The organism is Heliomarina sp. (assembly GCF_052826185.1).
Window position 1 is genome coordinate 229,697 of sequence record NZ_JBRBUI010000045.1, and the last position, 20,951, is coordinate 250,647.

15 protein-coding genes are annotated in these 20,951 nt (G+C 62.8%); 11 read left to right on the forward strand and 4 right to left on the reverse strand.

The annotated features are described in order from the left end of the window. Positions 1 to 40: 40 nt before the first annotated feature. Entirely contained in the window at positions 41 to 1,630 is a 1,590-nt protein-coding gene (locus ACU0FH_RS13380) for an ABC transporter substrate-binding protein (protein WP_446195139.1), read from the reverse strand. Between the two features lie 189 nt (positions 1,631 to 1,819). On the opposite strand from ACU0FH_RS13380, the gene ACU0FH_RS13385 reads away from it, so the two are divergent. The 3 genes from ACU0FH_RS13385 to ACU0FH_RS13395 are packed head-to-tail and all read left to right on the forward strand — an operon-like array spanning position 1,820 to position 3,941. Continuing rightward, on the forward strand, positions 1,820 to 2,530 hold the full coding sequence (locus ACU0FH_RS13385) for an SDR family oxidoreductase (RefSeq protein ID WP_446195140.1): 711 nt from the start codon (positions 1,820 to 1,822) through the stop codon (positions 2,528 to 2,530). A 41-nt stretch (positions 2,531 to 2,571) separates the two neighbouring features. Further along, positions 2,572 to 3,432, forward strand: a complete 861-nt coding sequence (locus ACU0FH_RS13390) for a VOC family protein (RefSeq protein WP_446195141.1) — start codon at positions 2,572 to 2,574, stop codon at positions 3,430 to 3,432. After that, on the forward strand, positions 3,429 to 3,941 hold the full coding sequence (locus ACU0FH_RS13395; RefSeq protein WP_088633354.1) for an Lrp/AsnC family transcriptional regulator: 513 nt from the start codon (positions 3,429 to 3,431) through the stop codon (positions 3,939 to 3,941). Before ACU0FH_RS13390 ends, ACU0FH_RS13395 begins: the two co-directional genes overlap by 4 nt. A 9-nt stretch (positions 3,942 to 3,950) precedes the next feature. On the opposite strand, the gene ACU0FH_RS13400 is transcribed toward ACU0FH_RS13395, so the two are convergent. Continuing rightward, entirely contained in the window at positions 3,951 to 8,441 is a 4,491-nt protein-coding gene (locus tag ACU0FH_RS13400; RefSeq protein ID WP_446195142.1) for a WD40 repeat domain-containing serine/threonine protein kinase, read from the reverse strand. Between the two features lie 12 nt (positions 8,442 to 8,453). Then, positions 8,454 to 8,903, reverse strand: a complete 450-nt coding sequence (locus ACU0FH_RS13405; protein ID WP_446195143.1) for a hypothetical protein — start codon at positions 8,901 to 8,903, stop codon at positions 8,454 to 8,456. Between the two features lie 1,891 nt (positions 8,904 to 10,794). Between ACU0FH_RS13405 and mraZ the strand changes: the two genes are divergently transcribed. The 8 genes from mraZ (at position 10,795) to murD (ending at position 19,994) form a co-directional block, all read left to right on the forward strand. Then, positions 10,795 to 11,307, forward strand: a complete 513-nt coding sequence (gene mraZ / locus ACU0FH_RS13410) for a division/cell wall cluster transcriptional repressor MraZ (RefSeq protein ID WP_238369322.1) — start codon at positions 10,795 to 10,797, stop codon at positions 11,305 to 11,307. A 4-nt stretch (positions 11,308 to 11,311) separates the two neighbouring features. Then, positions 11,312 to 12,307, forward strand: a complete 996-nt coding sequence (rsmH, locus tag ACU0FH_RS13415; protein WP_446195144.1) for a 16S rRNA (cytosine(1402)-N(4))-methyltransferase RsmH — start codon at positions 11,312 to 11,314, stop codon at positions 12,305 to 12,307. Then, positions 12,304 to 12,654 (forward strand): cell division protein FtsL, encoded by a 351-nt coding sequence (gene ftsL, locus ACU0FH_RS13420; RefSeq protein ID WP_088633348.1) that lies wholly within the window; start codon positions 12,304 to 12,306, stop codon positions 12,652 to 12,654. The genes rsmH and ftsL overlap by 4 nt, the downstream gene beginning before the upstream one ends. Continuing rightward, on the forward strand, positions 12,651 to 14,435 hold the full coding sequence (locus ACU0FH_RS13425; protein ID WP_446195146.1) for a peptidoglycan D,D-transpeptidase FtsI family protein: 1,785 nt from the start codon (positions 12,651 to 12,653) through the stop codon (positions 14,433 to 14,435). Before ftsL ends, ACU0FH_RS13425 begins: the two co-directional genes overlap by 4 nt. A 17-nt stretch (positions 14,436 to 14,452) precedes the next feature. Next, complete coding sequence (locus ACU0FH_RS13430; RefSeq protein ID WP_446195147.1) at positions 14,453 to 15,946, forward strand: UDP-N-acetylmuramoyl-L-alanyl-D-glutamate--2,6-diaminopimelate ligase; 1,494 nt, start codon at positions 14,453 to 14,455, stop codon at positions 15,944 to 15,946. Continuing rightward, on the forward strand, positions 15,943 to 17,382 hold the full coding sequence (locus ACU0FH_RS13435; protein ID WP_446195148.1) for a UDP-N-acetylmuramoyl-tripeptide--D-alanyl-D-alanine ligase: 1,440 nt from the start codon (positions 15,943 to 15,945) through the stop codon (positions 17,380 to 17,382). Before ACU0FH_RS13430 ends, ACU0FH_RS13435 begins: the two co-directional genes overlap by 4 nt. Positions 17,383 to 17,402: 20 nt before the next feature. After that, the gene (gene mraY, locus ACU0FH_RS13440) at positions 17,403 to 18,485 is read left to right on the forward strand and encodes a phospho-N-acetylmuramoyl-pentapeptide-transferase (protein WP_088633344.1); all 1,083 of its coding nucleotides are present in this window, start codon (positions 17,403 to 17,405) and stop codon (positions 18,483 to 18,485) included. A gap of 108 nt (positions 18,486 to 18,593) precedes the next feature. After that, complete coding sequence (gene murD, locus ACU0FH_RS13445; RefSeq protein WP_446195149.1) at positions 18,594 to 19,994, forward strand: UDP-N-acetylmuramoyl-L-alanine--D-glutamate ligase; 1,401 nt, start codon at positions 18,594 to 18,596, stop codon at positions 19,992 to 19,994. Here the strand turns inward: murD and ACU0FH_RS13450 are convergent. Next, on the reverse strand, positions 19,974 to 20,951 hold the full coding sequence (locus ACU0FH_RS13450; RefSeq protein WP_446195150.1) for a DNA topoisomerase IB: 978 nt from the start codon (positions 20,949 to 20,951) through the stop codon (positions 19,974 to 19,976). The two genes, murD and ACU0FH_RS13450, sit on opposite strands and share 21 nt — an antisense overlap.

Genomic DNA, 20,951 nt, shown 5'->3' on the forward strand with positions numbered 1-20,951 from the left:
GGAGGTGGGCAGGCCGCATCCGGCCCGCCCGATTTTCAGATCACTCGTCGAGCCACAGGTCGTACCAGCTCGAGGAATTCCACCGCGGGGTATTGTGGTGGTTCATCAGCTTCTTGGACGTGACCGAGATAAAGGGATGCTCGATGGCAAAGATCACCGGCAGCTCTTCCATCGCCTTCTTCTGGATCTCGTGATACATTTCGGCGCGTTTGTCCGGGTCAAGCTCGGAGGCCGCATCGTCGATCATCTGGTCCATCTCGTCGCTCTGCCAGCCGAACTGGTTGGTCCAGGGCGTTCCGTTGGGCTGACCCGACCGCAGCCAGACCATCGTCGAAACCGCAGGGTCCGAACGGAACTGGTGCCAGCCGTTCGCCGTGTCGAAATCGTGGTCACGATAGACGCCGTTGAGGAAGCCCGGCGCGTCATTGGTCAGGATCTCCACGTCGATGTCGATTTCCTTCATCGCCTGCGCGAAATACTCGGCCCAAAGCTGGGTGTACTCGCCCCAGGGTGCCGGACGGTGGCGCAGCTTGAAACGGAACCCGTCATCCTTCACCGGATAACCGGCTTCGTCCAGCATCTGCTTGGCCAGCTCAGGATCGTAGTCATAGGTCTTGACGTCATCGGTATAGTTCGCACCACCCGCCGACGGTACCGGACCACGGCCGGGCTTGGCAAAGCCGCGCATGATGGTGTCGATCGCGTAATCGATATCCAGCCCGTGATAGATCGCCTGACGTACCTTCAGATCGGCAAGGATCGGGTTGCGGTGGTTGAACTCGACGGTCGAGTGGGCGACGTTATTCTCATAGCCCTTGGTGCCAACGTCGAAACGGTCATCTTCCGACAGACGCTCAACATCCGCCATCGACACGCCGATGAACCCGGATTCATGCACTTCACCCGCTTCTAGCGCGGCAGCGGCGGCGGATTTGTCCTTGATGAACCGCCAGACGATGCGATCCAGATAGGGATAACCCTCGCGCCAGTAATCCTCGTTCTTGACCGCCATCACGTATTGACCGCGCTCGTATTCGACGAACTTGAACGGGCCGGTACCGATGGGCGCTGTGTTCAGCTCGTTCTTGAGGATATCGGTGCCTTCATAAAGGTGCTTGGGCATCGGGTGGCCAAGATCAGGCATCGCCGCGACGAACAACTCAAGCGGCATCGGCTTGGAATAGTTGAAAACGGCCGTATGCGGATCGGGGCAGTCGACCGATTCAAGATTGGACTGAAGCGCCGAGGAATAGTTTAGCAGTTCCTTCCACATGTTCATAGCGGTGAAAGACACGTCTTCGCAGGTGAAATCCTCACCGTCGTGCCATTTCACGCCCTCGCGCAGGTTGACGGTGATCGCCAGCCCGTCTTCCGAGCTCGACCAGTCCGTCGCCAAAACAGGCTCATAGCCGTCATAGCTCTTGTCGATCAGCGGTTCGACGATCTTGCCCGAAATGTTGTACACGCCGGTCGAGGCGCGCAGCGCGGGGTTGAGCGTGCGCTGCTCCGAGATCATGTGAATGATGGCGGTGCCACCGGTTTTTACCTCCTGCGCATTTGTCGCGATGGGCGCTCCAAGCGCCGCAGCGCCAACAAAGGCGAGGCCGAGACGTGATAGTCGCTTCTTCATGTCCAAGTTCCCTGTTGGTTGCTTACCTGCGGAATCGCAAGGTTCCGCTGGGGTAAGCCTAATTTGTGGAAGCTCATCAACTACGTCAACTCACATTCTAACTTTTTAGTCCAGATAAGAATGTGATACTATGATATTCATCAAACATAGTATAGATGTTCAGCAAATGACAATATGAAAGGCACGCTGATGCTGCAAACTGTTTGGATTACGGGTGCAGGTTCCGGAATCGGCGCGGCGCTGGCGCGCGGCTTTGCAGGGGCCGGGTACCGCGTTGCCCTGACCGCACGCAACCGGGAATCTCTTGAAGAGGTCGCCGCCTCTCTGCCGGAAGAGGCACCTTCTCTGATCGTACCCGGCGATGTGACCGACCGGGCCGGCATGGCCGCCGCCGCACAGCAAGTCTCTGACTGGGGCGAGGGCATCCAGATCCTGTGCAACAACGCCGGCCTGAACATCCCCAAGCGGCGCTGGGCGGATCTCGACTGGGAAAGCTGGGATCGTCTGCTCGATGTGAACGTGACCGGCGCGCTCAATGTCATTGCCGCCTGCCTGCCGATCATGCGCGCCCAACAAGACGGTATCATGATCCACACCTCAAGCTGGGCTGGCCGCTTTCATTCCGCCAATGGCGGCGTTGCTTATGGCGCGTCGAAACACGCGCTCTCGGATATCTCCGCCAGCCTCAACGATCAGGAGGGCGTGAACGGCATCCGCTCCACCGCACTCTGTCCGGCCGAGGTCGCGACGCCGCTGCTCACCCGCCGCCCCGGGTTTGACGTCTCGACCATGAAGGCGATGATCCAGCCCGAGGATATGGCCGAAACCGCGCTCTACGTGGCCCGGATGAACCCTTCGGTCGCCGTTCACGAAATCGTACTGGCGCCGGTGCGCCGTTGACCCCACATTAACCCGGACGAACCGGCAACAAGGAGCCCTACATGTCCCACCCCGTCAAAGGCGTCGATCACTGCTTTGTCCTGGTGAACGATCTCGATCAGGCCGCCGAGCAATACGAAGCGCTTGGTTTCAATCTCTCGCCGCGCGGCCTGCATTCCGAGGCCAAGGGCTCGGCCAATTACACCATCATGTTCCCCGAGGATTACTTTGAACTGCTCGGCCTTCTGCTGCCCACGCCCGGAAACGCGGAACGCGGCAAGGCGCTGGCCGAACAGGGGCAGGGGCTGCACGCCGTCGCCTGCCGCATAGACACTGCCGAAGGCGCGGCCAGCGATCTGGCCGAGCTTGGCCTCGGCACCCACGGTCTCGGCAGCTTTGAACGCCCCGTGCCGCTCCCCGATGGTGGCACCGGCACGGCGGCTTTCTCTACCGTCATGTTCGACGCCGATATAGTGCCGCTCGGATCGGTCTTCATGTGTCAGCACAAGACGCCCGAAACCGTTTGGATTCCCGAACTGCTCGTGCATCCCAACACCGCCTGCGGCCTAGGCGCGATCCTCGCGATCTCGGACGACGCAAAAAAGGATGCCGATGGCTTTGCCAAGCTCTGGGCCGAGGGCAGCGTCTCGGAAGCGGACGACATATATACGGTCGACACCGGCAGCGATTCAGCACCGCTCATGGTGATGAGCGAGGCGAAGATGGCCGAACTCTACCCTTCCATCGATCTTGCCCAGACGCCCCGTGGCGCTTTCACCGGCCTGCGCGTCAAGGTATCGGACATGGCAGCGGCCCGTGCCTGCATGGCCAGCGCCTCGATTCCCGTTTCAACGACCGATGCAGGCTTTGCCGTCGCGCCGGAATACACCTCGGGCGTCATCCTCGAGTTCATTCCCGCATGAGCAACGGCAAGCTCAGGAAGACCGGGAGCAAACCCGTCGAGAGTCTCAGCTTTGACGAGATCGACCAGCAGATTCTCGACATCCTCCAGAACGACAGCGACACGGTGATCAGCGCGATCGCCGAGTCTGTCGGTCTTTCCGCGACGCCTTGCTGGCGTCGCATCAAGCGGATGGAGGAAGCGGGTCTGATCAAGGGCCGCGTGGTTCTCGTCGATCAGGAGCGTGCCAACGTGCCGATGACCGTATTCATTGGCGTCAGCACTCCGCGCCACGAAATGTCATGGCTCAAGAAATTCTGCGACCTCGTGGACGAAATCCCCGAGGTTGTCGAAGCCTACCGGCTCAGCGGTTCGGTCGATTACATTCTCAAGGTGGTGGTGCCCGACATCGCAACCTATGACATGGTATATAAAAAGATGATCGAACGGCTGGAGTTTAGCAAAATAAATTCGATGATCTCGATGGAAGAGCTTAAATTCACCACCGCGATCCCCACGAAATACCTTTGACCAGACGCCTCATCGATTGTTGCCGTGGTCGTCGCGGCACATGTCCGGCGCGTCCGGCCCGCCAAGGTACTGCGCGCGCCGCTGCGACCCAAGCGCCTCGCGGCTCAGATCGCAAGCGTTCTGCAGGCTGAACAGGTCCCAAAGCCGCACCACCCCATCATCACCCGCGCTGGCAAACCGCCGCCCGTCCGGATGGGCCGCAAGCCGCCAGATGGCTCCGTCATGGGCTGCCGCGATCTGACCGATCCCCTTGTCATAGGTCAGGTCCCAGAAATGCAACCCGCCGCCACGGTCGCTGGCCACCACCGTCGAGCCATCGCCCAGCAGCAGCACATCCGTCGCCCCGCGCACATGGCCGCTGAAATTCGCGCGGCGGATGCCCTCGGGCATCGACCAGATCGCGATCACTTCGTCGCTGTCAGCGGTCGCCAGCGTCGTTCCGTCCGCGCTGAAGGACACCGACCAGACGATATTAGGCGTCACGTCCAGTGTCAGGGGCCGCTTGTCGCTACCCATTTCCCAGACAAAGGCCTTGCCGCTCGTCGTGGCCATCGCCAGCCGGTGAAAGCCTCGGTCCAGCGCCGCGCGGGTCACATCCCCTTCGGGCGGCTCGAATGTGGCGGTGACCTCACCGGTGGTGACATCATAGATGCGCACGGAATCCTCGTAAGCCACGGCCAGACGGGTGCCCTCCGCATCGAAAGTCAGCGACCAGACCGGCACCTCTCGCGCGGGCAGGCTGATCCGCGCCGCCTCCACATTGGCATCTGAAATCTCCACCCGCCCGTTCCGGTCTGCACTGGCGATCCGAGCGCCTTCCGGCGCATAGGCCAGCGCCCAGACCTGATTGTCATGAAGGGGTCGGACGATTGGAGAAGCTCTCCGGTCCAGACCAACGGTTGTCACGATCCCGGCGGTATCCGCATAGGCAAGCCGCTCCGCGCCAAGCGCAACCCCGCGCGCCTTCGCACCCGAAGCAACCTTGAAATCTCTTGATAATTCCGGCACCGGCCCCAGCCGCCACAGGCGGATCTGCTGATCCATGCCCAGCGTCGCGGCCAGCGGCACTTCCGGTGAAATGGCGATATCGATGATCGGCCGCGTATGCCCGGGGGGCGAGCGCAGTTCCGTCCCGCCCGATCCAAGGTCGCGCAAATACAGCTTGCCATCCGGCCCGCCCGCCACCAGCGCGCGATCAGCGGGCAGAAAGGCAACCGCGCCGATCTTGTCCTCGCTTTCAAAGGCATGACCCCATGGCTTGCCGGTATCTGGCAACACGACAGAGGCGCTGCCGTCGCTGCTTGCCGTGGCCAGCAGGTTGCCGTCGCTGCTAAAGGCCAGCTCCCAGATATCGCTTGAATGCAGGCTGGCAAGCGGCGCAAACAGTTCCTTTCCTGAAGGGTAAGACCATGCGCGAATTTCGCCAAGACCGTTTCCGGCGGCCACCATATCGCCGCGTGGCCCAAAGGCGACCGAGGTGAAATCGCCGCCGCTGCGCCGCGCCAGCACCCGGCTCTGGCCCAGCGTTTCGCCTTCCAGCGGCCAGATCCGCACATTGCCATCCTCGCCCGAGGTCGCCACCACCTTTGACACCGGGTCGAAAGCCAGCCGCCAAAGCACGTCGCTGGTTTCCCCGACGGTGATGGGCGTTCCTGCCAGTCCCACGTCAAAGGGCCAGACCATCAGCTTTCCCCGGTCTCCGACCGCGCCAAACGAATGCCCGTCCGGCGCGAAATGGATATCCTGTATCCCGCCGATGGTCGCGTCATACATCGTCCCTATGCGGCGGCGGCTGCGCGTATCGACAATCCGGATCGTCCCGTCGCGCCCGCCGGTCACCACGAACCGCCCGTCCGGCGATATCGACAAGGCCAGCGCATCCCCCGCCGCGACAGGCGCGCCCAGCGGCACCGGTGCGCCCTTTGCCAGCACCTGCCGCGCCTGAAGCAAGGCCACCCGCGCGTCAAACGTCGTCCGGGCAGAGGTCGAGCGGGTGATCGACTGCGCCGCAAGATTCAGCGCCAGCAGCGGGTCGTCCTGCGTATAGCCCGCCGCCGCCGCGCCAAGCGCACTGGCAAAGCTCTCCTGCGCCTGTTCGCTCGCCGCCTCGGCCAGTTCGGCGTTGTGCCGGGCCTGCAGCGATTGCTGGTAGGCCATGATCGAGGCCAGCGTCGCCCCGATCGCCAGCAGCGCCAGCCCGCTGACCGACGCAACCTGCCAGCGTCTGCGCCTTGCCCGCCGCTGGGCCTGCGCTGCCTGTTCCGCATCGCGCCGCGCAACTGACGCGCCGATGAAGTCGCTCTCCAGCGCGCCGGTCTTGTCGCGATTCTTCACGAACCATTCGTGCAGATAGTCAAGCCGCGCACCCCGTAGCAGCAGCTCCGGGTCACGCTCCCCCTCGATCCAGTCCTCGGCCAACTGGATGATCCGCAGCCGGGTGCGCAGATCCGCGCGCGAGGTCTCGATCCAGCGCCGCAGCCTTGGCCATGACCGCAGCAGCGCCTCGTGCGAGATTTGCACCGTCTCGTCATCCACCGTCAGCAGGCGGGCTTCGGTCAGACGGCGGATCACCCGGTCAAGCACCTCGGCGTCCGGGTCGTTCTCCAGTTCGGACCGCGCCACGATGCGCCGCGTGTCCGCCCCGCCTTCGCCGGGACTTACCAGCCCAAGCAGCAGCCGTTTCGCCACCCGCCGTTCCTCATCCGTGAACACCGTGTCGAAAACTGCATCCGCCGTCTGCCGCACCGCGCCCGCCATGCCGCCGCTGGCCTGATACCCTTCAAGCGTGAGCGTCGATCCCATGCGCCGCATCCATGTCTCGACCAGCGCATGGGACAGCAGGGGCAGGGCGCCCGCATCGCTGCCCGCGTCATTTACGATCGCATCAACCAGATGCTGCTCTATATAATAGCCCGCCCGCCGCGCCGGTTCGAGCACCGCCCGGCGCAGATCGGCAGGGGTCATCGGCCCGACCAGCACCTGATTGCGGCTCACCGCCTCGGCCAGCCAGGGGATCGTGGCGCACATTTCATAAAAATCCGCCCGGATCGTGATGACCACCCGCACCGGGTTCTCGACCGGCTCGGTGATCGCGGCCAGCGCCGTGACAAGGGCCGCAGCCTGTTCGGGCGTATTCAGCGTGAACAGCTCCTCGAACTGGTCGATGACCAGCAAGAGCGGCTCGCTTGCTGTGGCCGTCAGCACCTCGCGGGCAAGCCCGGGGTGCGCGATGAATTCCTCCAGCCGCACCCGCGTCGTGCCGTCGTCACCGCGCAGCCGGAAATAGAGGCCCGACAGCGCATCCCGCCCCGGGGTGAACAGCTCGATCCGCCAGTTCTCGCTCCCCGGAATGGCCCCTTGTCGCAGCGAGGATATCAACCCCGCCCGCACCAGAGAGCTCTTGCCGCTGCCGGACGGTCCGCCAACCACCAGCACGGGCTGCGCCTGCAACCGGGCGATCAGGTCGGCGACGATCTCCTCGCGGCCAAAGAACCTGTTGGCATCTTCCGGCTGAAACGCGCTGAGCCCCCGGTAGGGGCATTCCGCGCTGGTGGTCGGATCGGCGTGACCGATGCGCGCATCGCCCCGGTCCACCGGGTTATGCGCCGCGACCAGCGCCAGCGCGTCATGCGCGGCGCGCCCCCAGCTGTCGATATCCTCGAACCTGTCCTGTGGGTTCACCGCCATGCCGCGCTGAACGAAATCGTGCCACGCCGGGGGCAGCACCGCCAGCTCGTCTCCGCCATCCAATTGTTCCGGCGGCCGATCCCCGCATATCGCGTGCCAAAGTACGGCAGTCGCGGAATAGACATCCGCCGCCGGAGTCGCACCGCCATCTGCCTCGTACTGTTCGGGCGCCATGTAGGCCGGTGTGCCCGCCATGATAAGAGAGGATGGCGCATGGCCCAGAAGGTCTGTCGCAATCCCGAGATCGCCGATGATTACCCGTTCGCCCTGACCCTGAAAGGCAGGGGGCGGTGGCTCGGAGAAAACCATGGTTTCCGCCTCGGAGCCGACGGGCGAGGGGCGCAGCCTTGGACCGATCGACTGGTACAGGATGTTGTCCGGCTTGATATCGCGATGCACCACCCCGGCGCGGTGGATCGCCGCCAGCCCGGCGCTCAGCGCATCGACAAGCTGCAACACCTGATCCGGGGGCAGACCGCGCGTCGCCTCCTCATGACCCAGCCGGCGCGCGGAAACCCGGTTGGTCAGCGTTCCCCGGTCCGCATAATCCATCACGAAATAGGGTCGTCCGTCGCCAAGCCGTCCAACGTCGTGAACATTGACAAGGCTGTAAGACTTGATGCGCCGCAACAGCCGCGCTTCCTCGACAAACCGCTGCTTCAGCCCCTCATGGTCGTCGTCATCGTAGTGAAGGATCTTGATCGCAACTTCCGCCGCCAGTTCTTCGTCCCAGGCAAGCGCCACCACGGCAAAGCCGCCGCGCGCGATCTGCCGGCGGACGACATACCTGCCGATGTATTCCGGAAGTTCCATCCCGAGGGTCGATCAGAACAGGGCGGCGGTGTCGACACACATAAAGGCTTCGGGGTCGAGAATATCGTGGTTCCGATCCGCCGCCGAAACGCAGAGCATCGTGGTCTCGGCGCGCTGACTAACCGAGGCGGCCCCGGTGGTCACATATTCCGGGTAGGCGTCGGTCGGATGCCAGTCGCCCTGCTTCTGGTCATATTCGGTTTCGGCATTATTGCTGACCTGGCGCACGGTGAAACGGTCGCCCCACCAGACATGAATATGGTTCTTCGACATGTCCGGGGCGAAATTCGCCTCGAAGGTCAGGGCCAGTTCGTCGCCTTCCGCAGATACCGAGGTAATCTGCACAAGGCAGCCGTCCACCGGGCAGGCATTTGCCTCTTGCGCAAGCGCCGCACGCGGCATGGTCAGGGTTGATTGCAGGGCCATGATCGCTGCCACGGCCAGTAAGGTGTTTCGCTTCATGTCGTTTCGATCCTTGATCGGTCTGAACAAGTGCCGCGAGTGTGGTGTTAACAACTCTAGCGCGAAACGCGCTCAACATCCAGTTTATTGCGGCTTGAAAGCACGCAGGACCGACTGACCGGCTTTTCATAAGGCATGTCCGGTAACGGGACGCTATGGGAAACATGCTCGCGGCTGCACCCGCGATGTACAGGGGGTGTACAGATGGTGCACAGGAGGTGCCCGGTGTTTTCGGCCCGTTTTGCGTTACCACGATCCTGCAATCTTGCCGCCGGGAAGGGCAGGGAGCGGGCAGATTGTTAGCGAAGGTCACCCCCGAAACGGCATGCTAACCAACGATTGACCATGTAAGGCTAAGTATATTCTTGGACGCAAAAAAAAAGGCGGCGACATCGGGAGGAGGATGATGTCGCCGCGCTCTTGCATCATCTGCGACACAGGGAGGAGCGGTCACAGACGAATTCCTAATTTCGGTCCGGGTTTGCCGGGGGGGGGTCAAAAGGCGGCGACATCGGGGAGGAGGATGATGTCGCCGCGCTCTTGCATCATCTGCGGCACAGGGAGGAGCGGCCACAGACGAATTCCGGTCAGGTCCGGAGACCTGGGGTCAAAAGGCGGCGACATCGGGGAGGAGGATGATGTCGCCGCTCTCTTGCATCACCTACGACACAGGGAGGAGCGGTCGCAGGTGCATCTTTTGGCCGTAAGGCCGGTTATAAAAGGCGGCGACATCGGGGAGGAGAGTGATGCCGCCGCTAAATACAGACCCTCCAGGGAGGAGGAGAGGAGGACCTGATCCGTTGTTCCTTTTCAAGGTGCCGTTGTTGCCAGCGCCTTAACTTGAAACCAATTTAGCAAATTGCTGCGCCTGCACAACCGCACCCTTTTTCAATGCTGCCATGCAGCAAATGCATGGATAGGCTAAGTGTTGACCGGTCAACACTGTTAGCGCTGTTTCGAAGGTGCCGATATTCCGGTCAAAGCGGCTTTACGCGCGTAAAAATTGTGCACATGAGTCATCTTTACGTAGCGTTGAGTGACGTCAGTCATTTGGTAAGGATCTGAGCTGGCGATCTGACGGAATCGGCGGAACGATTCGAATTCTCCGAAAAGGGGAATCACTTTCTTTTCTTTAAGGGTGATTCCGGAAAGTGTTTTCGTATGGATTGCGTGAGGTTCTGTCGGAGAAAGTCGCGGCTCGCGCGGGCGCGGACGAAAAAGGATCGCTCCCTTGGTAAATCATGGGACGGAACCGTGGGAAATCATGGGATGGAACCGTGGGAAACCATGGGACACGCTTGGGCAAAGTCGAATGCCGCTCTCTTCACCCCGGATTTTTCGCGGCCTTTCTTTGGAAAATATCTTTGCAAGTCAGGAACAATTTGCGAACATTGGGCGTTTCGACGTGAGAACCGAAAAAATCTGGGAAATTACGGGATAAATTTTCACTTCGCTCTCTTCCACATAATAGTCCGTGCTGCCCCTCCATTTCCACTATATGTTGTGCCAAAAGAGCAGCCTGTCTTGTTTTCAAGGGCAAATTTTGCCCTTCATTGGTGCTGTTTGCGTCTCACCTGTCAAACAAAACTGTTGATTTCCATGAATTCCCATGGCATCCCTTTGTCATCGGATGAAGACGAACACCCATAGGGGCACCAAACGACCCCGAAGCTAAAAACAAGCAGGTTTCATACAGGCCATACGCCTTCATCAGACCAAAGGATCCGGCGCGCGGGCGAGCAGACATCCCCCCAGGTGGCGCGCGCAGCTGGACACCCCCCGCTAAGCGGGACGAGGGCGGCGGGTTGATCGGTGGCAGCGGATCAACCCGCCGTTTCTCATTTCTGGGGAACGGAATGTGACGCGGGAGCGTGTGTAAAGGACAGGGCAGGTGAGCCGCAGGTTCAGAGGCGAAAGCGAGCACAAGGTCGATACGAAGGGCAGGGTGTCCATCCCCGCCCTGTTTCGTCGTGTGCTCGAAGCCGGTGATCCTGACTGGCAGTCCGGGCAGAACCCGCAGCTTGTCGTGGTCTATGGCGACCACCGCCGCAATTATCTCGAATGCTATACGATGGAAGCCATCGAAGAGGTCGATGCCAAGATCGACGCCCTGCCGCGCGGCTCTGTGCCCCGGCGGATGATGGAGACCCTGTTTCATCGTCAGAGCCACCCGATGACAGTCGACGAGACCGGCCGTCTCGTGCTGCCCGCCAAGCTGCGCAACAAGATCGGTCTTGATGACATGGCGGTCTTTGCGGGCGCGGGCGACACCTTTCAGATCTGGAAACCCGAGGATTACGAAGCTGACAAGGCCAAGGCCGAGGCGGTTCTCGACGAGATGCCCGAAGACTTTGATATCATGATGTATCTTGACGCCGCCCCCGCCGCGCCAGAGGCAGGGTGACGCCATGACTCAGGACGACGCTCACGATCCTGACAAACCCCATGTTCCCGTGCTGCTGCGCCCCTTGCTGGCGGCGGTGGCGCCGGTGACAGGCGTCTGGCTGGATGGCACGTTCGGGGCGGGTGGCTATACGCGCGGATTGCTCGAGGCCGGGGCCGACAAGGTGATCGGCGTCGACCGCGATCCGCTGGCCTTTGAAATGGCGAAGGGCTGGGCCGGGACGTATGGCGACCGGCTGGTGATGCAGCCCGGTGTGTTTTCGCGCATGGATGAATATGCCAGCGACCTTGACGGTATCGTGCTCGATCTCGGCGTCTCTTCGATGCAGCTCGATCAGGCGGAACGCGGGTTCTCGTTCATGAAGGACGGCCCGCTCGACATGCGCATGTCGCAGGACGGGCCAAGCGCTGCCGATCTGGTGAACGGCGCGGCCGAAGAGGATATCGCCGACATCCTGTTTCGCTACGGCGAGGAACGCGCAAGCCGCCGCATTGCCCGCGCCATCGTGAAGGCGCGCGAGGAAGAGCCGATCACGACGACGCTTCGCCTCGCAAAGCTCATTGAATCCTGCCTGCCGCGCGCCAAGCCCGGCCAGTCGCACCCGGCAACGCGCAGCTTTCAGGCGCTTCGTATCGCGGTGAATGACGAATATGGTGAATTATATCAGGGCCTTATGGCTGCCGAGCGGGCTTTGAGACCGGGCGGCAAACTGGCCGTCGTGTCCTTTCATTCGGTCGAGGATCGAATGGTGAAACGCTTTCTGACCGCGCGGGCGGGCAAGACCGGCAATGCCAACCGCTATGCCCCCGCCGCCGAGGAAGATGCCCCGCAATTCACGCTCACCAGCCGCAAGGCCATCGCGGCCGACGATGAGGAACTGGCCGACAACCCGCGTTCCCGCTCTGCCAAGCTGCGGGTCGCGGTGCGCACCGATGCGCCGGCGGGGGAAATCGACGCGAATGAACTTGGGATGCCGCAACTCAGGGAGGCCCGCAGATGAAAAGCCTGATCTACGTCTTTACCGTGCTGCTGGTTTTTGCGCTGGCATTCTGGGCCTACCGGGAAAACTACGCGACACAGCAGGTCCTTAAGGATACGCAGCGGCTTCAGCACCAGATCGGTGCCGCGCAGGTGCGTCTGAGCGTGCTGCGCGCGGAATGGGCCTATCTCAACCGTCCGAACCGACTTTTGGAGCTGGCAGAGCTGAATTTCGACCGTCTCGGCCTGCTGCCCCTGCGCCCCGACCAGTTCGGCCGCGTGGACGAGGTCAGCTATCCGCCCGAGCCGCTGTTGCCAATCACCAACCCGATTGATGTCTCCACCATGGCAGGAGAGCAGGAGCCATGATCCGCACCCCCCTACGCCCGCTTGCACGCATCCTTTCCGCCCGCGCCAATGGTGAAAACCCGGACGCGATCATGCGTGAAAACCTGCGTCATCGCCATGCCGAGATGCAGGACAAGGCGCGCAGCCGGGCCGAGGGGCGTCTGCTTGTCCTTGGCATGTTCTTTTTCTGCGCTTTCACGGTTATCGGCGGACGAATGGGTCTGCTTTCCGTGTCCGAGGCCGAGGAACCATTGGCAAGTGCCATCGGCACGCCCATCGCGGCGCAACGGGGCGACATCGTCGACCGCGAAGGCCGCATCCTCGCGACCAATTTCGAAACACATTCGCTTTACGCCCAGCCGCCGTTTATGGTCGATCCGCTCGCGGCGGCCGAAGGGCTGGTCAAAATCTTTCCCGATCTGGATCGCGACCGGCTGATCAAGGATTTCACCGGCAAGCGCAAGTTCGTGTGGATCAAGAAGAAAATCAGTCCCGAACAAAAACAGGCGGTGCATGATATCGGCGATCCGGGCCTTTTGTTCGGCCCGCGCGAAATGCGCCTGTATCCCAATGGTTCGCTCGCGGCCCATGTGTTGGGCGGGGCGTCTTTCGGCAAGGAAGGCGTCGATGCCGCCGAGGTGATTGGCGTGGCCGGGGTCGAGAAGCAATTCGACAATTACCTCCGCGATCCGGCCAACGGCGGCAAGCCGCTGACGCTGTCGCTAGACCTCACCGTACAGGCGGCGGCCGAGCGTGTTCTTTATGGCGGCATGAAGCTCATGAACGCGCGTGGCGCGACCTCGATCCTTATGGACGTGCATACGGGCGAGGTGATCTCGCTGGTGAGTCTGCCGGATTTCGACCCCAACGATCGTCCCGCGCCGCCCACTTCGGGCTTTGACCCGTCGGTCAGCCCGCTGTTCAACCGCGCGGTTCAGGGGGTGTATGAACTGGGTTCGACCTTCAAGATCTTTGCCGTTGCACAGGCGATGGACCTGGGGCTGGTCGGCCCCGAAACGGTGATCGACACCCGTGGCCCGCTGCGCTGGGGCAAGTTCCGTATTCGCGATTTTCACAACTACGGCAAGGAGTTGTCCGTTACCAAGATCATCGTGAAATCCTCTAACATCGGGACCGCCCGCATCGCGCAGCAGATCGGTGCGGATCGGCAGAGAGAATTCCTGTCGCATCTCGGTTTCCTCGATCCGACTCCGGTCGAGATCGTCGAGGCCTCAGGCGCCAGCCCGCTCTTGCCAAAGAACTGGTCCGAGCTTTCGGCGATGACGATTTCCTACGGGCACGGGTTGTCAGCCAGCCCGATGCACCTTGCCTCGGCCTATGCGGCGATTGCGAATGGCGGGCGCTATGTGGCGCCGACCTTGCTGCGTCAGGACATGCCGCAGGAAGGGCCGCAGGTGATGTCACCCGAAACCGCCGCCGCCTCGCGCAACATGCTGCGGCTGGTGGTTTCCGAAGGCACGGCAAGCTTTGGCGACGTTCCGGGTTATGCGGTGGCGGGCAAAACAGGTACGGCAGACAAGCCCAAGCCGCGCGGCGGCTATTACGACGACAAGGTGATCGCGACCTTTGCCAGCATGTTCCCGGCGCACGATCCGCGTTATGTGTTGATTGTGACGCTGGACGAACCGTCGGAAAATTCGGGCTCCGAACCGCGCCGGACGGCGGGCTGGACGGCGGTTCCCGTGGCGGCCGAGATGATCGCCCGCGTGGCACCGCTCCTTGGCCTCAGACCGGATATTGAACCCCGCGCAGCGGCTGGTATAACCCTGACCTCGAACTAGGCAGAGAGGGCAGGAACATGGGCAAAACGGACCAAAGGCCTGCCAAGCGCCTGAGCCAGCTTGCCCTTGCGGCACGTGGCGGGCGAGACCCTGAAATCACCGGACTTTCCGTCGACAGCCGCGATGTCAAAGAGGGCCATCTCTTTGCCGCGCTGCCGGGCACCAAGGTGCATGGGGGCGAATTCATCCAGTTTGCACTGCGCATGGGCGCCCATGCGATTCTGACCGACGCGGCGGGCGCGCGGATCGCCGCCGAGGAACTGGCCGCATCGGAAGCTGCGTTGATTGTGGCCGAGGATCCACGCCAGACGCTGGCCTATACATCGGCGCTCTGGTTCGGAGCCCAACCGGCCACGACGGTCGCCGTGACGGGCACCAACGGCAAGACCTCTGTCACCAATTTCCTGCGTCAGATCTGGACCGAACTTGGTCACAGCGCGATCAACCTTGGCACCACCGGCGTCGAGGGCGCATGGAGCGCGCCGCTGGCCCATACCACGCCCGAGCCGATCACGCTTCACCGCGCACTGGCCGAGGCAGCCGCGCATGGCGTGACCCATGCGGCGATGGAGGCGTCGAGCCACGGGCTCGAGCAGCGTCGCCTTGACGGGGTCAGCCTTGTCGCGGCGGGCTTCACCAATTTCTCGCAGGACCACCTCGACTACCACGCGAGCTTTGACGACTATTTCGCCGCCAAGGCCGGATTGTTCCGCCGGGTCCTGCCCGAGGACGGCACCGCCGTAATCAACCTTGACGATGCGCGCGGGGTGGAATTGCGCGCTATCGCCGCCGCGCGTGGCCAACGGGTCATCACCACAGGGCACGCGATTGGCGATCTGAGCCTCTTGAACCAGCAGTTCGATGCCACCGGGCAGAACATCCGCTTTACCTGGGAAGGGAGGCCGCATCAGGTTCGTCTTGGTCTGATCGGCGGCTTTCAGGCGGAAAACGTGCTGCTTGCCTGCGGGCTGGCCATCGCGGCGGGCGACGACCCGGAAGAAGTGTTTGAAACGCTGCCCTTCTTGCGCACCGTGCGGGGGCGTATGCAGCTTGCCGCGACCCGTGAAAATGGAGCGGCTGTCTTTGTCGATTTCGCCCATACGCCAGATGCCATCGCTACCGCGCTGTCCGCGATGCGTCCGCATGTGATGGGTCGGCTCATTGCCATCATCGGCGCGGGCGGCGACCGCGACACGGCCAAGCGTCCGCTGATGGGACGCGCCGCGGCGGAAAACGCCGATCTCGTCATCGTCACGGATGACAACCCGCGCAGCGAAGACCCCTCGCTGATCCGCGCCGCCGTTCTGAACGGGGCGCCGCAGGCGACCGAGGTCGCAGACCGGGCCGAGGCGATTCTGCGCGGCGTCGATATGCTCGAACCGGGCGATGCGTTGCTGATCGCGGGCAAGGGACATGAAACCGGCCAGATCGTAGGAGACGACATCTTGCCCTTTGACGATACAGAACAGGCCAGCGTCGCGGTGGCCGCGCTGGACGGGCGCCCGGTATGAGCCTCTGGACAGCAGCCGAGGCCGCAACCGCCACCGGCGGAAAGGCGCGGGGCGACTGGCAAGTCAGTGGTGTCTCCATCGACACCCGAACGCTTGCGCCCGGCGATCTCTTCGTGGCCCTTAGCGCCGCGCGGGACGGCCACGAGTTCGTGGCGCAGGCGCTGGAAAAGGGGGCAGGGGCCGCGCTGGTCAGCCATGTGCCCGACGGCCTGCCCGACGACGCACCGCTCCTCATCGTCGATGACGTGCAGGCCGGGCTCGAGGCACTGGGCCGCGCGGGCCGCGCGCGTACCGGGGCGCGCGTAATTGCAGTCACCGGCAGCGTGGGCAAGACCTCGACCAAGGAAATGCTCTACGAAATGCTCTCGGATCAGGGCCGCACACACGCCTCGGTCGCGAGTTACAACAACCACTGGGGCGTGCCGTTGACGCTGGCGCGGATGCCGGCTGACACCGAATATGCGGTGATCGAGATCGGCATGAACCACCCCGGCGAGATCGCGCCGCTGGCGCGCATGGCGCGCCCACATGTGGCCATGATCACCACCGTCGCCGCCGCCCATCTCGAGGCATTCGACAGTGTCGAGGGGATAGCTCGGGAAAAAGCCGCTATCCTCGAGGGTCTTGAACCCGAGGGTGTCGCGATCCTGAACGCGGATATCGACACGGCTGCAATCCTCACCGACAAGGCGGCGCAATGCGGCGCAGGTGTCGTGACCTTTGGTCGGAACGCGCAGGACTTTATCCTGAAAGAGGTGCGGATTTCGGGCGATGCCACCGTCATTCAGGCCCAGAAACGGGGTGACGCGATCCTGTTCAAGCTGAACACCCCGGGCAAACACTTTGCAATGAACGCCCTTGGGGCGCTGGCGTCCTGCGAAGCGCTTGGTGCAGATCTCGCGCTGGCGACGCTCAGCTTGGGGCGCTGGCAGCCTTATCGCGGCAGAGGCACCCGCGAAACCATCCATCTCGACGCGATCGAAGCCGATCTTTCCATCGATCTGCTCGACGATGCCTATAACGCGAACCCGACCTCGATGGCCGCCGCGCTCGACGTGCTGGCGGCGTCGCCGGTACGCGACGGTACAGGCCGGGTCCAGATCGGGCGGCGCATTGCCTTCCTCGGTGACATGAAGGAACTGGGCGAGGATGCCGCCTCGCTCCACGCCGGGCTGGCCAGCCTCGAAGCGATGGACCGTATCGACTGCGTCCATTGCATCGGACCACTGATGCAGAATCTTCACGCGGCGCTGCCCGAAAACAAGCGCGGCGCCTGGGCAGAAACAAGTGCGGAGATGGAGCCGGGGCTGCGCCACAGGATCGACAGTGGCGATGTCGTGCTGGCCAAAGGCTCCCTGTCGATGAAGCTCTCGGTGATTGTTGACGCGATCCGCAAAATGGGTCATGCGCAGCCGATATCCGACAGGGAAGAATGATCATGGGTGGAACAGTCTGAATGCTGTATTGGCTGACCGCATTGTCGGACGGGGGGGATTTCTTCAACCTCTTCCGCTACATAACCTTCCGGGCCGGCGGCGCGTTCCTCACCGCGCTGATTTTCGGATTCATCTTTGGCCGCCCGCTGATCGCCGTCCTGCGCCGCACGCAAGGCAAGGGCCAGCCGATCCGCGATGATGGCCCCGAAGGGCATTTCGTCAAGGCTGGCACCCCGACAATGGGCGGTCTGCTGATCGTCGGAGCGCTGGCGACGTCGACGCTGCTCTGGGCAAGGCTCGACAACGCCTTTGTCCAGCTGGTGCTATTCGTGACGCTGGCCTATGCGGCCATCGGGTTCGCCGATGACTATGCCAAGGTCTCCAAGCAGAATACCTCCGGCGTGCCGGGCAAGCTGCGCCTCGCGCTGGGCATGCTGATCGCGATTGCTGCCTCATGGTGGGCGGCGCAGAACCATCCTGTTGAATTGCAGGGTCAGCTCGCCCTGCCGGTCTTCAAGAACACGCTGATCAACCTCGGCTATCTCTATATCCCCTTCTGTGTCTGCGTCGTCGTCGGATCCGCCAACGCGGTCAACCTGACCGACGGGCTCGACGGGCTTGCGATCATGCCGGTGATGATCGCGGCCTCCACCCTCGGAGTGATCGCCTACGCGGTTGGCCGGGTCGACTTCACCGACTATCTCGACGTGCATTACGTGCCCGGTACGGGTGAGCTGCTGATCTTCACCGCCGCGCTGTTCGGCGGCGGGCTCGGCTTCCTCTGGTACAACGCGCCACCGGCGGCCGTCTTTATGGGCGACACCGGCAGCCTTGCCCTTGGCGGGGCGCTGGGGGCCATCGCCGTGGCAACCAAGCATGAACTGGTGCTGGCCATTGTCGGCGGCCTCTTCGTGGTAGAGGCACTATCGGTGATCATCCAGGTGCTCTATTTCAAACGCACCGGCAAGCGCGTCTTCCTGATGGCGCCGATCCATCACCACTATGAAAAAAAGGGCTGGGCCGAGCCGACCATTGTCATCCGCTTCTGGATCATCGCCCTGATCCTTGCCATGATCGGCCTCGCCACGCTCAAGGTGCGCTGATGCCATGACCCGGCCCCTGCTTCTTTGGGTCGAAAATATCCCGGGGGGCCGCGCATTGCGCGGCGGGGCAGAGCCCCAATTGCCCCGCTGACCGGAAAGGAACGCGTCTTGATCCCCGTCACAGGTGTCCAGAATCAGAAAATCGCGGTGCTCGGCCTCGGCCGTTCGGGACTTTCTGCCGCGCGGGCTCTGCGCGCCGGTGGCGCCACGCCGGTTTGCTGGGACGACAATCCCGCCGCGCGGACCCGTGCCGAGGAGGAAGGGTTCACTTGCACCGATCTTTCCAGGACGGGGGCCTTCGATGACGTCGCCGCCCTGATCGTCTCGCCCGGCATCCCGCATCTCTACCCCGCTCTGAATCCGGTGGTCGCGGCGGCGCTGACCTCGGGCGTGCCCGTCGACAATGACGTCGGCCTGTTCTTCCGCTCCTTTGCCACCAAGGACTGGGAAAGCTTCGACACGCCGCCCCGTGTGGTGGCGGTAACCGGATCCAACGGCAAATCCACCACGTCTGCGCTGATCCATCACATCCTGACGTCGGTGAACCGTCCGACCCAGCTTGCGGGCAATATCGGGCGCGGCGTGCTCGATCTCGATCCGGCGATCGATGGCGAAGTCGTGGTGCTCGAGCTGTCCAGCTACCAGACCGATCTGGCTCGGGCGCTTACGCCAGATGTGGCGGTTTTCACCAATCTCTCGCCCGATCACCTTGATCGCCACGCAGGCATGGGCGGTTATTTCGCGGCCAAGCGCCGCCTTTTTGCCGAGGGCGGCCCGGATCGCGCGGTGATCGGTGTCGATGAACCCGAGGGCCTTTTCCTTGCCGGGCAATTGGCCGAAGCCCCATCGGATGACCGTGTTATCCGGATCTCGGTCGCTTCGAAGCTGACCGGGCCGGGCTGGCAGGTGTTTTCGCGCAAGGGCTTCCTGTCCGAATACCGCAAGGGCAAGCAGATCGCTTCCATCGACCTGCGCGAGATCAAGGGGCTTCCCGGCGCGCATAACCACCAGAACGCCTGCGCCGCCTATGCGGTGGCGCGCACGCTTGGTCTGGCGCCCCGTGTCATCGAAACCGCGCTGCACAGTTATCCCGGGCTTCCCCACCGCAGCCAGGTCATCGCCACGCGCAATGGCGTCACCTTTGTAAATGACAGCAAGGCGACGAACCTTGACAGCGCAGCCAAGGCGCTTGCGGCCTTTAAGAGCATCCGCTGGATTTGCGGGGGCCTGGAAAAAGAGGGCGGTCTCGCCGCGCTCAAGGATTCCGTCGGGGCTGTCAGCAAGGCCTATGTGATCGGGCGCGATGCCGAAGGCTTCGCCTTGCAACTGACCTGTCCGACCGAGATCTGCACGGACATGGCAACGGCGGTCGCCCGCGCCGCCGCCGATGCCCAAGAGGGTGACACGGTATTGCTGGCCCCGGCAGCCGCGAGCTTTGACCAATACGATAATTTCGAGCAGCGCGGCGACGATTTCGCCGCCTGCGTCTCAGCGCTCGATCAGGCTTAGCAACCGGTTCTCGGCAGCACGCAGCCCCGGCACACCCGCGCTTTTCAGCTTTGGCATGTCTTTCCCGGCAAGGTCGATGACCGTCGGGTGGATATAGCTGTTGCGCGCGACGGTTGGCGTGTTGGCAAGCCGTTCTGCCGCCGCCTCGCTCAGCGCCTTGATCGTCGCTGATCCGGATTCGGCAGCCTCAAAGGCGGCCAGTGTGCCGGCCCACGTGCGGAATGTCTTGGCAGTAAAAGGTTCTTCCGTCGCCTCGGCCAGATAGGCGTTCAGCGCCCCCGACGACAAGGTCCGTACGGTGCCGTCTTCTTCGGTCCAGCTCAGTAATTCCGCACCGGGCAGATCGCGGATCTCGTTCAGGACACGCAACAGTTTGCGGTCAGACAGGCGGCGCCGCACCTTCTTGCCGCCCTTGGCCGTGTAGACAAGGTTCAGCCCGCCGTCGGTCAGTTTGAGATGTTGACGCTTCAATGTCAGCGCCCCGTATGAACCATTCTGGCGCGCGTAGGTTTCGTTACCGACGCGCATCGACAGCCGGTCGATCAGGAGAACGGCGGCTGCCAGCGCGAACCGTTCGTCGCCGGCCTCAAGCGCCAGATCACGGCTGACGCGGCGGCGGATTGCAGGCAGGGCGCGGCCGAAACGCGGCAGGTAGTCGTATTTCTCAGCTGACCGGGCCTCGCCCCATTTGGGGTGATAGCGATACTGCTTGCGGGTACGCGCGTCGTAACCAGTTGCCTGAAGGTGTCCGTTCACACGCGGCGAAATCCAGACGTCTTCATAAGCAGGCGGCACCGCGAGGGCGCATATCCTGTCACGTTCCGCCCCGCGCGCGATGGTCGTGCCGTCGGCGGCTTTGTAGGTGAACCCGCTCCCGTGACGCTTGCGGGTGATGCCGGGGCGGTTGTCCGGATACCAGACCAACCCCTTGGGAATGACAGCTTGCTCGGTGCTCAT

Bases quoted from the DNA above. Each gene is read 5' to 3' on its own strand.
- ACU0FH_RS13380 (WP_446195139.1), bottom strand. From the start codon at position 1,630: ATGAAGAAGCGACTATCACGTCTCGGCCTCGCCTTTGTTGGCGCTGCG.
- ACU0FH_RS13385 (WP_446195140.1), top strand. From the start codon at position 1,820: ATGCTGCAAACTGTTTGGATTACGGGTGCAGGTTCCGGAATCGGCGCG.
- ACU0FH_RS13390 (WP_446195141.1), top strand. From the start codon at position 2,572: ATGTCCCACCCCGTCAAAGGCGTCGATCACTGCTTTGTCCTGGTGAAC.
- ACU0FH_RS13395 (WP_088633354.1), top strand. From the start codon at position 3,429: ATGAGCAACGGCAAGCTCAGGAAGACCGGGAGCAAACCCGTCGAGAGT.
- ACU0FH_RS13400 (WP_446195142.1), bottom strand. From the start codon at position 8,441: ATGGAACTTCCGGAATACATCGGCAGGTATGTCGTCCGCCGGCAGATC.
- ACU0FH_RS13405 (WP_446195143.1), bottom strand. From the start codon at position 8,903: ATGAAGCGAAACACCTTACTGGCCGTGGCAGCGATCATGGCCCTGCAA.
- rsmH (WP_446195144.1), top strand. From the start codon at position 11,312: ATGACTCAGGACGACGCTCACGATCCTGACAAACCCCATGTTCCCGTG.
- ftsL (WP_088633348.1), top strand. From the start codon at position 12,304: ATGAAAAGCCTGATCTACGTCTTTACCGTGCTGCTGGTTTTTGCGCTG.
- ACU0FH_RS13425 (WP_446195146.1), top strand. From the start codon at position 12,651: ATGATCCGCACCCCCCTACGCCCGCTTGCACGCATCCTTTCCGCCCGC.
- ACU0FH_RS13430 (WP_446195147.1), top strand. From the start codon at position 14,453: ATGGGCAAAACGGACCAAAGGCCTGCCAAGCGCCTGAGCCAGCTTGCC.
- ACU0FH_RS13435 (WP_446195148.1), top strand. From the start codon at position 15,943: ATGAGCCTCTGGACAGCAGCCGAGGCCGCAACCGCCACCGGCGGAAAG.
- mraY (WP_088633344.1), top strand. From the start codon at position 17,403: ATGCTGTATTGGCTGACCGCATTGTCGGACGGGGGGGATTTCTTCAAC.
- ACU0FH_RS13450 (WP_446195150.1), bottom strand. From the start codon at position 20,951: ATGAGCACCGAGCAAGCTGTCATTCCCAAGGGGTTGGTCTGGTATCCG.